Below are 11,848 nucleotides of genomic sequence, written 5' to 3'. Positions count from 1 at the left end.
GAAACGGCTGATGAAAAGCCCGCGTCCCTCTGTTGAGAGGGGCTTAGCCCAAGCCGGGCTCATTCCTCGTCGATAGCTGCCTTCTGTACGGCATGTACTACCACAATCCCTCTCTGCGCGAAGAACCCCGCGATCAACCGCCAACGGTGGTGCCCTCTCCTAGCAGCCTCTCCATTCTTGACTGGTTGCGCAAAGAGGGCCGGTTGATCGAGCAGCCCATTGAGGTCCCTGAGATGATTTTGGAAGAAGACATCGACGATATCGACGATTTGATCGGGGACGACTACGACGAAGACTTCGAGCCGGAAGAAGAGTAAGCACAACTGCCAGGATTATTACGAGCTCGTTAACTCATTTATCCCTTTGCTCGGCACCGTGAGGGTGTTATTTTTTGTGCTGCCGCTGGATAGACAGCTCGAGCAAACAAAACAGTACAGTCGTTTCAGGTTAGAGTGAGACGCCTGAGCTACCAAGAAAAGTCTTCCAGCCCCGCGCATTCAACGCTTCAGGTGTGGGTGCAGCGTTTTAGTTTGAATCAGAATGACTATAGATGCAGACAAACGTAACTGATCCCTCAGCCTCAAGGGATCCTTTTTCAGCCTGTTTTGGATTGCTCACCACCACCCTGCGATGATTGTTGCAAATCTAACCTTAGTGGAAGATACCCCCGCAGCCTTTGTAAGAAAGCATCTTGGGGCAGTAGAAACATCTTTTTCGGGGACTTTTTTCGATTTCTCACTTACCATGCAGTGCCCGGCAAAGTTCTCTCTACCTCTTTGGAAGCTGGGGAAGTGGTTACGGTCGAGGGATCCCCTGTGGAAATCTCTTTGGCTGATGGTGTCAAGGTCAACGATGCCAATGTGGTAACAGCCGACATTGAAGCTTCCAACGGCGTGATCCACGTCATCGACAAGGTGATCCTGCCCCCGCAAAGCTAACCTGTCGGTACTGAGGTTCTAAATCCTGCGGGGTCTAGTCCTCTGGCAGCCCCTGCCCCTAGTGGTGGGGGCTTTGCGTTGTCAGCCCGGCGATACTCAAGGGATCCCTGACCTTGGTCTGCTCTATAGGCTCTATAGGTCGATGCCAACGCTGGAAGCGTAGATCGCCTCCACCGACACGCCGGACACCCGTTGAGGACGCACGATCATGTACTCATTGTCCATTTGCTTGGGCAAGGTGATGAACTCTTCGCCGCCCACCATGAGGTTGTTGATCAACTCCGTGTATTCTCTGGCTTCTTTGACCCGTACCTGCATGGTTTGTCCACCTTCCAGCATGATGTGGACAAGATATCCGTCAGGTTTTCTGGCCATGGATGCTCCTGCTGGGTGAACCGAAGGACGAGACGAGGGGTGTTCTTATGAACATTATTCCCCCTTTCGAGACCCCTAACCAACCCCTGACTCTTCCGTGAAATCTGGAATTGAGCTGCGCCAAACCGAATCCCAAGCCGTAGCATAGTGAAAGTGAAATGTGCTCATTTTAATCTTCCTCGCGCTCCATGCCCCATTTGCCTGATGTTTCTGCCGCCCACCGTGAGCTGGAGTGGAACGGAGTTCCTTCCACGCCGACAAACGACGCCCAACCCCTAAGCCGCCCTACTGTGAAGGATCCCATCACCGCCCGTTCCGACATCATCGCCGTCGGGGGAGCAGAGGATAAGGAAAATGAGCGCCACATCCTTTGGGAATTCTTCCGCCGAGCGGGGGGAAAGTCTGCCCACATCACCATCGTGCCCGCGGCTTCTGGGATCCCGGCGGTGCTGGGGGAGATCTACGCCAACATTTTTCAGCAGATGGGGGCAGCCAGCCTCCAAGTTCTGGATATCCGCAGCCCGATGGAGGCGAGGGATCCCGATAACGTTGAGAAAATCCGCTTCTCCACCGGCATCTACTTTACGGGTGGGGATCAGGAGCGGCTGGCGGAGGTGCTGGCCCACAGCGAGCTGATGGAGGCCATTCGACAGCAGTGGCAGCGGGGGCAGACGGTAATTGCCGGAACCAGCGCCGGAGCTTCTGCGTTGGGGCAGCAGATGATCTCCCGCGGCTACAGCGGAGAACCGCCCACGCCGGCAATTGTAACGGTGAAGACGGGCTTGGGCCTTTTGCCTCGCGTCATCATCGATCAACATTTCCATCAGCGCAATCGCCTGGTGCGGCTGGTTACGGCGGTGGCCCACTATCCCCAATGTTTGGGTATCGGCATTGATGAGAATACGGCGGTGGTGATCCAGGCCAACGATGTGATGGAGGTGATCGGCTTGGGCACAGTGACAATTGTGGACGGGACACAACTGTACTCGACTGTTCAGGAGGCGGCAGCGGATGAGTATTTTCGGCTGCACAATGCCCGCATTCACTTTTTGCCGCCGGGATCCCGATTCGATCTCAACACCTTGTCTCCACTCTGACTGCTGAAATGTGACCGGTGAAAACTTTGTCCTGCCAAGGCGGCTGGACTGGCGCAACCTCAACACCCTCTGGGGATCCCTATTGGCCGAAACCTTGAGTCGGCTGGGTTGCCGTTTAGCGGTGGTGTCTCCGGGATCCCGCTCAGCCCCCCTGACCTACGCCCTGGCCCAGCACCCCGACATCGAGGCGATCCCGGTGCTGGATGAGCGGTCGGCAGCCTTTTTTGCGCTGGGATTGGCCCAGCAAACCCGGCGGCCCATTCCCCTGGTGTGTACTTCCGGCAGCGCTGGCGCTCACTTTTTCCCAGCTCTCATCGAGGCGGCAGAAAGTGGCTGGCCGCTTTTGGTTTTGACGGCGGATCGGCCCCCGGAGCTGCGCCACTGCCGCGCCGGCCAAGCGATTGACCAGGTGAAGCTCTACGGCCATTACCCCAACTGGCAGGCGGAGTTGGCCCTGCCCAGCGCGGATCCAGAAGCCCTGGCCTACTTGCGCCAGACCCTGGTTCACGCCTGGGAGCGCACCCTTTACCCCTTCCCCGGCCCTGTGCATTTGAATGTGCCCTTCCGGGATCCCTTGGCTCCCATTGCCGATGGCAGCACTGCGCCGCTGCTCCATCTACAGGAAGATCCGGAGTTCGAGAAGACCTTTTTTCGTGGGGTTGCTCCTCCATGCACCGGCTCTTCCTTGCAGGCGGTGCGGAGCCCTTTTCAGACGGAGACGGTTTCTTTTTGGCAGGAGTGGCGCAGCTGTGAGCGGGGGGTGATCTTGGCGGGGCCGGCTCAACCGCTGGATCCCCAGCGCTATGTGGAGGCAGTGGCCCGTTTGGCGACGGCTTTGGGCTGGCCGGTGCTGGCGGAGGGGCTTTCTCCCCTGCGGAACTACGCTTCCCTCAACCCCTATCTCATCACCACCTACGACCTCATCCTGCAGCGGGATCGGCCCCAGCTTTGGCCGGAGCAAGTCATCCAACTGGGATCCCTGCCCACCAGCAAAGCGCTGCGGCAAACCCTGGCCAAGGTTGCTCCCCGCGTTTGGCGGTTGGATCCCCGTCCTGAGAATGGGGATCCCCTGCACAACCCCACCACCCACTTGCCTTTCGCCGTAGAGGAGTGGGTCGCCGGGATCCCAGAAGCACCGGCCAAGCAAACAACTTTTCTGCAGGGCTGGCTGACAGCCGAAGCGCAAATCCGGACCGCCTTAGACCAGGCTATGGCTGACCTGCCGGAGTGGTTTGAGGGTAGGATAGCCTGGTGGCTGGCCCGCCACCTGCCGCCAGAGACGCCGCTATTCATTGCCAACAGCACGCCGGTGCGGGATGTGGAGTGGTTTTGGCCCCCCAACGACCGCCGCATCCGGCCCTACTTCAACCGCGGCACCAACGGCATCGATGGCCTTCTCTCTACCGCCTTCGGGGTGGCCCACCGGCAGCGCCCGACGGTGTTGCTAACCGGGGATCTGGCCTTTTTGCACGACTGCGGCGGCCTGCGGCTTGGCCCTCACCTGCAGGGATCCCTGACCATTCTCCTCATCAACAACCAGGGGGGTGGGATTTTCGAGCTGCTGCCCATTGCTGAAGTGGGCCGTCAAGGGCCAGATCCGCCCTTTGAGCCCTACTTTGCTACTCCCCAGTCGGTGGATCTTGCCCTCCTCTGCCAAGCCCACGGCATTCCCCACCGGCGGGTGGAAAGCTGGCAGGAGCTGGCCCAAGCTTTGGATCCCTTGCCTGCCCAAGGGGTGCGGGTGTTGGAGATCCTTACGGATCGAAAAGCCGATGCTCAGCGGCGGCGGGACTGGTTTCAACAGTGGTCGGAGCTGCCATCCAAGCCTTGACCTGCTTCCAGATCTGCTCCGGCAAATCCTCAGCTTCGCAGTCCAGCCACTGGATCCCTGGCAGGGCCCGGAACCAGGTCATCTGCCGCTTGGCAAATTGGCGGGTGCGCCGCACAATCAGGGGCTGCAGCTCGGCTTCCGGGATCCGCCCCTCCAGGTAAGCGCCGATCTCCGCATAGCCCAAGGTCTGCAAGAGGGGTAAGTCTGGCCCGTAGCGCTCCCGCAGGGTTTTCACCTCCTCGATCCACCCCCGCTCCATCATCTCCGCCGTGCGCCGGGCAATGCGTTGTTCCAAACGGGGCATTGGGCAGCTCAGACCCAAGATCAAGATGGGGTAATGGGGGGGATGGGCCTGCCGTAGGCTGGAAGCCGGCTTCCCGGTGGTGTAAACGATCTCCAAAGCACGCAGCGTGCGCACCGCGTCATGGGGATGAATGTGCTGGGCGGCAACGGGATCCAACTGCTGCAGCCAGGCGTAGCGGATCTCAGGGGGCCAAGTTTCCAGTTGTCTTCTCAGTTGGGGCTGCGGGGGTACAGCAGGGATCCCTAGGCCAGCAGTCACCGATTGGATGTAGAGACCGGTGCCCCCCACCAAGATGGGAGTCTGTCCCTGCCGATGGGCCTCGGCGATGCGGGCTTGGGCCGCCTGCTGAAACTCGGCCACCGTGTAGGTGTGGCGGGGATCCACAAAGTCAATCAGCTCGTGGGGCCAAAGGGCCTGCTCGGCGGGGGTAGGCTTGGCTGTGCCGATGTCGAACTCGCGGTAGACCTGGCGAGAGTCCGCATTCAACAACGGGGATCCCAGCCGTTGGGCCAAAAGCAGTGCCTGTCGAGATTTCCCGGTGGCCGTGGGGCCGGCAATGACGATCAATCCCGGCCATTCTGTCCGGTCGGAAGCTGCTGCAGCGGGAATGCCATTCTCGAGGGTAATGCGCATTCGCTACCCAAACCATCGGCAGGGCAGACTGGCAAGCAACTTTCCTCAGAGACCAGATTAAGATTCTCGAAGAACCTTGTCTCTTTGGGTTAGGATCGGTTACTTACTACCCTGCTTTTTTGCTGTGCTGATCTCATCCTACATTCCTGCTTCGACGGTTTTGAGGGGCAATGGGCCACAGCCGCAGCCAGTGGCGCAGTTTTTACCTCTCCGGCTAGAGCTGTTCGCAAGGCGCGGCCTCAGCCAGATTGGACGGGCAATTGGAACAGGGTTGCTGATGGCTATGCTCATAGGTGTCCCTTGCTCGGCGCGGGGGGAGACCTTGGTGCTCAAGCAGGGAGAAGTGCGCACTCTGCCCCTGTTGCAAACCCGAGCCCGGCTGCCCTTGCAAATGGAAATGCTCTATCTGGGCATGGTCGAAGAGCGCTTCTTGAGCTACGCCCGCGCCAACAATTGGGAGACCATTTCCAGCGACCGGGAGGATCCCCGCTGGAGCCGCTGGCAACTGCGTCCTGGGGGTGAAGCCCTTTACCTGCCCGATTCCCCTTCATCTCAGAACTCCTTGGAGCCCCCCATCTATGCCCGTGGGTTTTATGTGCAAGCCTATTTTGTCGGCGGGCGCCTGGCGGGAATGCACCTGATTCGCAACCCTGAAGAGCCGGGCTTCAACTTGAAGGCCCTGCAAAGGCTTATCCGCGCCTGGTTTCCCGATAATCGCCTGATGTTGTATTACCAAGTGTTGCCAGAGGATCCCGAGCAGCAGGTGCTGGGCGCCTATTTGGGCACCATTCCTCCTCCCTACCTTGCCGATATTCAGCGCAATCGCGTGCCTTTTTGTCAGACTTTTCTCAGCCCCACTTCGCCGCAGCCGATCATCCCACCCTCCGTCGATGGGCCTCCCCATTGCTTGGGCACGACTGCTGCCAACAGCGGGACGGGGCCTCACGCTGCCCAGAAAGAGACTGCGGCTATGCGCTAGTTGCAACAGTGTTGCGTAGCAATAAGGTTGTGAGGCTAAAACCATTCCCCCTCTGTGGACGAAGAGCCGGGAGTGGGGGGCCAGATTAAGTCAGCGGCGCAAAGCGCCAGGGCCAAGCTGGATTTTAGAAGGGAGCAATTTCCTTCAAATCAAACTGTCACCAGCTCGGGACGGCGGCTGTTGCGAATGCTGCGAATGGCTTCGGCATAGTCTTTGGCTTTGAACACTGCCGAGCCGGCCACAATGGCGTTGGCTCCTGCCTCGATCACCTGCCAAGCGTTGCTTCCCTTCAAGCCACCATCCACCTCGATCCAGGGATCCAGGCCGCGCTCATCACACATGGCCCGCAACTGGCGAATTTTGGGCACCACTGCTGGAATAAAGCTCTGGCCGCCAAAGCCGGGGTTGACGCTCATGATCAGCACCAGATCCACCAGCTCCAGCACGTATTGGATCAGCTCCAGGGGGCTGGCCGGATTGAGCACCACGCCCGCTTGCTTGCCCAGATCCTTGATTTGGCTGAGGGTGCGATGCAGGTGGATGGTGGAGCTGGACTCTGCGTGCACGGAAATGATATCGGCCCCTGCTTTGGCAAAATCCGCCACATAGTTCTCCGGCTCTACAATCATCAGGTGGACGTCCAGGGGCTTGGCCGTCACCGGGCGCAGGGCTTCCACCACCAACGGGCCGATGGTGATGTTGGGCACAAAGCGGCCATCCATCACATCCACATGGATCCAGTCGGCCCCCGCCTCATCCACTGCCCGTACTTCCTCCCCCAAGCGGCTGAAATCGGCTGAAAGGATGGAAGGGGCGATCACAATCGGCTTTTGCCCAGAGGTCGCTGACGGCTGCACCATGGTGAGTCCTGGGGATTGAAAACAGAGAAACGGAGAAACCTGCTCCTCTATGGTACGGGGTTTGATCCCCTTTGCAAAGCGTTATATCCCCTCTCAGCTTGGCACTCAAGGCTCCAGGGGGGACGTGGACTCTCGCGACAGGATCCCGTTCGCGTTGGCGGAACGGAGTCCTTTCAAGCTCGCATCGCCGGGCCACAGACCCTGCAAGACTTGGGCAACACGGTGCCAGGGATCCAGCCGTTCCGCTCGCGGAAGCAGGACGGAGCCCTTGCTGCTTTGAGGCTCTGGAGAAGACTGCTCAGAGGGAGCGGGATCCCTTTCCTCCAGCCTCAGGGAAAGCTGCTGCAACTGCATGTAGATGCTGTTCACGGCCAGCATGGCCAAGACCGTGCCAAAAAACTTGGTGCGGGATCCCATGGGCCAACCCCTGTGCGAAAACAAAGATACGGTTGTCGCGGGTGCGCTAGCTCCACCTTAGCTTACGGGTTTGGCTTGCCGTTCGGAGAAAATATTGATGTTCGCGTCGGCCTTGCAAAGCCCCACGGTCAAGATTTCCCAACAAGACAATGACTGCCCCCCAAAAGCCAACCTATCATCACCTGCACACCGCCCTTTGGGTGAGCGATCTGGCCAGAGCCGAACATTTTTACGGGACAGTGCTTGGGATCCCCAAGGTGGAACGGTTGCCGTTTGACTTTCCCGGCGCTTGGTATCAAGTGGGTTCCTCCCAAATTCATTTAATCGTGGCCGAGGAGCCGATGGATCCACGGCAGCGAAGCGGAACGGGATCCTCAAAGTGGGGGCGTAATCCCCATGTGGCGCTGGGGGTAGATGACTTGGAAGCGGTGAAGGCTCGCCTGCGGCAGGAAGGGTATGAGGTGCAACCGAGCGCTTCCGGGCGAGCGGCAGTGTTCGTCCGGGATCCGGATGGGAATGTGATAGAGCTAAGCTCGATTAGCGCAACTTAGCCATGAGCCATCTCCCCTCAGCAATGCCGCCGGTTGCAACAGCGTTGCGTAGCGATATGGGTTCTCGTTGCCAGTTCGATCCGGCCATCAGCCTGGTCAGTTCCGCACAGATGCAGCGCATTGAGGAGCAGATCTTCTCTGCCGGCATGCCCGTTGCCGCTCTGATGGAGAAGGTGGGGCTGGCCGTTGTTGCTCAGTTGCAGAAGGATTTTCCGCAAGCCCATCGCATTGGGATCCTCTGTGGGACAGGGCACAACGGTGGCGATGGGTTGGTGGTTGGGCGGGAGCTATGGCTGGCCCAAAAGTCGGTGAAGGTGTGGCTGGGCAAGCCGGATCTCAAACCCCTGACGGCAGACCACGCCCGCTATCTCAAGGCGCTGGGGGCAGAGTTTGTGGAGAGTCTTGAAGAGCTGGCCGATTGCGATTTGCTCATCGATGCCCTGTTTGGGATCGGTCTGAACCGGCCTTTGGGGGAGCCTTGGGCGGGGGCGGTGGGGTGGGCCAATGGCAGTGGGATCCCCATCCTTAGCCTGGATTTGCCGTCTGGCCTCAACGACCAAACCGGGGAAGTCTGGGGCTGCTGCATTCGCGCCAGCCATACCTATACCCTTGGCCTTTGGAAACGGGGGCTGTGGCAGGAAGCAGCTCTGCCTTGGGTAGGACGGTTACATCGCGTTGATTTTGGGATCCCCGCTTGGGCCTGCCCAGAGGATGAGGTTCCCCGGTTGTTGCTGCGGCCTTGGCAGCACTTTCCTGCGGATCCCCCTTTGGATACCCACAAATACCGCCAGGGATCCCTGTTGTTGGTGGCAGGCTCGGCAGCCTATGCTGGAGCAGCGGTGTTGGCGGGGCTGGGATCCCGCGCCAGCGGGGTGGGCATGGTGACGATGGCGGCGCCGGCGGAGTTGAAAGGACTGATCCACAGCGCCTTGCCAGAGGTTTTGGTTCATGCCTGGGAAGGGATCCCTTCTCTGCCGCCGGTGGCTGATCGCGACAGCGGGACGAAGTCCTTGAAACCCTTTCAGGCGGTGGCCGTGGGGCCGGGCTTGGGAGAAACCCGCTTACCGCTGCTGGAACTCCTGCTGCGGGATTGGGCCGGGATCCCCTGGGTTATCGATGCCGATGGCCTCAATGCTCTGGCGGAGATGGGGGTAGAGCGCCTGCCAGAAAACGGGATCCAGGCCATCCTCACCCCCCACCTGGGGGAATTTCGGCGGCTCTTTCCAGGGATCCCGCTTGGGGATCGCATCGAGGCAGCCCAAAGGGCGGCAGCCCAGAGTGGAGCAGTGGTGGTTTTGAAAGGGGCGCGGACGGTGATCGCCTCTCCCACTGGGGAATGCTGGGTGAACCCAGAGAGCACACCGGCTTTGGCCCGCGGTGGCAGCGGCGATGTCTTGACCGGCTTAATTGGGGGGCTGGTGGCCTGCTCCCTGGGCCGTGAGGTGGGATCCACTCTGGACAGGTTGCGGGCGTCAGCAGGGGGCCGCAGCGTTGCCTCAGCAATGCACAGTACCATCCTCTCCAACTGCGCCTGTGCCGGGGTGTGGTGGCATGCCCAAGCGGCTATCCAGCTGGCGCGGGAACGCGGTCTAACAGGGGTGGATCCGGCCCACCTGGCGGAGCACCTGCCCAAGACGCTGCAGAGCCTGCGGGAGCAAGGGTGAAGGAAGGAGCTGCAAAACCCAGCCTAGGGTTTCAGGAACCCCAGGGCCAACCCCAAGAAAATGAACAGGCCAAAGCCAATCCGATAGACGATGAACAGCCAAGTGCTGCTGCGCTGCAAAAACTTAATCAGCCAATCGATAGAGAGATAGGAAAAGACAAAAGCAGAAAGAGTGCCCAACCCCTGCGGCAGCAGGGCCTCTGCCTCGAACTCGGAGATAAACTCCACAACCCCCGCCAAAAATAATGCCGGGATCCCCAGCAAGAAGGAGTAACGGGCGGCAGCCGGGCGTTGCAAATGGAGAAACAGCCCTGCCGTCAGCGTCGAGCCGGAGCGCGACACCCCAGGGATCAGGGACAAAGCTTGGGCCAGCCCCACCCAGATCCCATCCCCAATGCCCAAGCTGTGAAGGTCTCGCTGGCGTTTGCCCGTTTGCTCTGCCCAGCCCAACAACAAAGCCAAGCCAATGGCTGCGGTGGCGATCACCCACAACTGGCGGGGCGGGGATCCCCAAATGGCCTTGATGGCCCAGCCGGCAACCACAATTGGCACTGTTCCCACCAAGATCCCGACCGACAGCCGCCAAGGCTCCTGCTGAAAATCTCGTTCTCGCCAAGCCTTCCAAGAGCCCAGGATCAACTGGCGCAGGTCAGAGGCAAAGTAGATCAGCACCGCCCCCAAACTGCCCAACTGGATCACCGCCGTAAACGAAGCTCCCGCATCCGGCCACCCCACCAAAGCCGGAAACACCCGCAGATGGGCCGTGCTGCTAATGGGCAGAAATTCGGTGATCCCTTGCACCATGCCCAAAATTAGAGCCTGCCACCAATCGGGATACCAAGTGTCAGCAAGCAACAAGGTAAACACTCCCCCACCCAAACTTGCCGGATTTGCACAATCCCCATTCTTAGAAAAACTCAGAACTCCGGCTTTTTCCAGCAGCCCATACCACGGCTAACAAACACTTGCAGAGGGATCCCACCCCAACTGGCCGGGAACTTGGGTGTCGCTGTCCCAGACCCGCAAAAGGGCTGTGCCTATAGGATCGCCGCAAAGATCAACAGTAGGTCAGATCATCGGGTCAATAGATCAGAAGCCAATCCGCTCTGGGTCTTCAATGGTAATCAGCCAGTTGCCCACATTCCGGAAGAGGGGGTTGGGTTCCGTACCCCGTACCCGCGCCTCCACCCGATAGATGCCGGCAGACGAGGGGTTGCGCACATTGGAGAGCACCAGACGGATCTCCTGGCCGGCAGCAATGGGTTGACGGGCCACCACCTCCAGAGAGCGAAACTCCTCGTTCCAGTACACTTGATCCAGCTCTACAGGCCGGCCTTCTACCTCCAGGCGGACACTTTCCGGATCGATGCGGCCATCGAAATTCCTGTCCCCGTTGATCTGCACTTCTGCCACCGCCACATTCTGGGGGGGAATGGTCAGGCGATAGCGATCCAAACGACTGCGAACCCCGCCAAAATCGAGCCGATAGCTGAGGACAGGTACCCCTTCACTGCCGGTGATCACCAAACCCGACTGCGCCTCTGCAGAATGGGGCACCATCAGGGATCCCAGGCTCCCCATCAACAGGCCCGCCAAGGCCAGCCTCATTCCTCGCCGAGCAAGGCCAAGTTCCTGCGAACATTTCCCTGCTCTCATCACTGCTCTCAACACCCAAACCTCCGCTGGTTGAAACACCTCAGCACCTTCAAAGCTCACTAGCGCGGCCTGTAGACAGCCTGACCGATGGCAAGCAAGGCCGACGCCTCGCCGTCCATTGTAGGGGATGGGATCCCCTCTACCGAGAGAGCTTAAGGCTTATCGAGGTGCGGAAGTGCGTAGTTCGTCCAGGATCCCAGACAAAAACTTTGGGCCGCCACACCCACGGTGCAGCTCCCACGCAACGCTGATTGCGACCACAAGGTGACCTTCGGTGGATTGGCCCTCGCCCTTCTACGGCTTCACTTGAGGAAACTCAGCACCCCCACCCCGATCACCATTAGCACCCAGAGCAGGGATCCCACCAAAATCACATTTTTGGCCCGGCTCCAGTCGCTGGCTGAGCTGTAGAGCACTGGCACCGCCACCACCAAGAGCAAGCTGTAAAGCACCAACACCAACAAAGCAATTTGGAAAACAAGCATCATCTTGCGGATCCCTCACAAAAGTCTTGTCTTGGATAAAAGCTCCCGGCAACACCGGA

At 59.5% G+C, this 11,848-nt stretch carries 14 protein-coding genes; 7 read left to right on the top strand and 7 right to left on the bottom strand.

What is annotated here, in order from left to right; all coding sequences use genetic code 11:
• Window positions 1–92: 92 nt before the first annotated feature.
• Both ACVW0B_RS01465 and ACVW0B_RS01460 read left to right on the top strand, forming a co-directional pair.
• A complete protein-coding gene (locus tag ACVW0B_RS01465) occupies window positions 93–317 on the top strand; it encodes a DUF3134 family protein (protein ID WP_011433626.1) in 225 nt (74 codons plus the stop codon).
• Between the two features lie 288 nt (window positions 318–605).
• The gene (locus ACVW0B_RS01460) at window positions 606–938 is read left to right on the top strand and encodes a fasciclin domain-containing protein (protein ID WP_011433627.1); all 333 of its coding nucleotides are present in this window, start codon (window positions 606–608) and stop codon (window positions 936–938) included.
• Between the two features lie 132 nt (window positions 939–1,070).
• On the opposite strand, the gene ACVW0B_RS01455 is transcribed toward ACVW0B_RS01460, so the two are convergent.
• A complete protein-coding gene (locus ACVW0B_RS01455) occupies window positions 1,071–1,313 on the bottom strand; it encodes a hypothetical protein (RefSeq protein ID WP_011433628.1) in 243 nt (80 codons plus the stop codon).
• A gap of 188 nt (window positions 1,314–1,501) precedes the next feature.
• Between ACVW0B_RS01455 and ACVW0B_RS01450 the strand changes: the two genes are divergently transcribed.
• Both ACVW0B_RS01450 and menD read left to right on the top strand, forming a co-directional pair.
• A complete protein-coding gene (locus ACVW0B_RS01450; RefSeq protein WP_414357386.1) occupies window positions 1,502–2,410 on the top strand; it encodes a cyanophycinase in 909 nt (302 codons plus the stop codon).
• Window positions 2,411–2,420: 10 nt separating this feature from the next.
• Entirely contained in the window at window positions 2,421–4,241 is a 1,821-nt protein-coding gene (menD, locus tag ACVW0B_RS01445; protein ID WP_457490765.1) for a 2-succinyl-5-enolpyruvyl-6-hydroxy-3-cyclohexene-1-carboxylic-acid synthase, read from the top strand.
• On the opposite strand, the gene miaA is transcribed toward menD, so the two are convergent.
• Window positions 4,165–5,178 carry a tRNA (adenosine(37)-N6)-dimethylallyltransferase MiaA gene (miaA, locus tag ACVW0B_RS01440; protein WP_457441636.1) on the bottom strand — a complete coding sequence of 338 codons (1,014 nt, stop codon included), beginning with the start codon at window positions 5,176–5,178 and terminating at the stop codon, window positions 4,165–4,167. The genes menD and miaA overlap by 77 nt on opposite strands.
• Before the next feature lie 277 nt (window positions 5,179–5,455).
• On the opposite strand from miaA, the gene ACVW0B_RS01435 reads away from it, so the two are divergent.
• Window positions 5,456–6,157, top strand: coding sequence for a hypothetical protein (locus ACVW0B_RS01435; RefSeq protein WP_457398111.1), 702 nt, complete (start codon window positions 5,456–5,458; stop codon window positions 6,155–6,157).
• Window positions 6,158–6,306: 149 nt separating this feature from the next.
• On the opposite strand, the gene rpe is transcribed toward ACVW0B_RS01435, so the two are convergent.
• Together rpe and ACVW0B_RS01425 are read right to left on the bottom strand one after the other, a co-directional pair.
• Window positions 6,307–7,017, bottom strand: coding sequence for a ribulose-phosphate 3-epimerase (gene rpe, locus ACVW0B_RS01430; protein WP_414331302.1), 711 nt, complete (start codon window positions 7,015–7,017; stop codon window positions 6,307–6,309).
• 105 nt (window positions 7,018–7,122) lie between these two features.
• Entirely contained in the window at window positions 7,123–7,434 is a 312-nt protein-coding gene (locus tag ACVW0B_RS01425; RefSeq protein ID WP_457441633.1) for a hypothetical protein, read from the bottom strand.
• 149 nt (window positions 7,435–7,583) lie between these two features.
• On the opposite strand from ACVW0B_RS01425, the gene ACVW0B_RS01420 reads away from it, so the two are divergent.
• The gene (locus ACVW0B_RS01420) at window positions 7,584–7,985 is read left to right on the top strand and encodes a VOC family protein (protein ID WP_414342431.1); all 402 of its coding nucleotides are present in this window, start codon (window positions 7,584–7,586) and stop codon (window positions 7,983–7,985) included.
• A gap of 2 nt (window positions 7,986–7,987) precedes the next feature.
• Entirely contained in the window at window positions 7,988–9,649 is a 1,662-nt protein-coding gene (locus ACVW0B_RS01415; protein ID WP_457490764.1) for an NAD(P)H-hydrate dehydratase, read from the top strand.
• A gap of 23 nt (window positions 9,650–9,672) precedes the next feature.
• Here ACVW0B_RS01415 and ACVW0B_RS01410 read toward each other — a convergent pair whose 3' ends face one another.
• The 3 genes from ACVW0B_RS01410 to psbZ form a co-directional block, all read right to left on the bottom strand.
• Complete coding sequence (locus tag ACVW0B_RS01410; RefSeq protein WP_457490763.1) at window positions 9,673–10,515, bottom strand: undecaprenyl-diphosphate phosphatase; 843 nt, start codon at window positions 10,513–10,515, stop codon at window positions 9,673–9,675.
• Between the two features lie 222 nt (window positions 10,516–10,737).
• Window positions 10,738–11,256, bottom strand: coding sequence for a DUF2808 domain-containing protein (locus ACVW0B_RS01405; RefSeq protein WP_414331896.1), 519 nt, complete (start codon window positions 11,254–11,256; stop codon window positions 10,738–10,740).
• Between the two features lie 350 nt (window positions 11,257–11,606).
• Entirely contained in the window at window positions 11,607–11,792 is a 186-nt protein-coding gene (gene psbZ, locus ACVW0B_RS01400) for a photosystem II reaction center protein PsbZ (RefSeq protein ID WP_011433643.1), read from the bottom strand.
• Window positions 11,793–11,848: the final 56 nt, after the last annotated feature.

The organism is Thermostichus sp. MS-CIW-23 (assembly GCF_054059455.1).
Note: the sequence above shows the minus strand (reverse complement) of the source record. Positions and strands in the feature narration are given on the sequence as shown.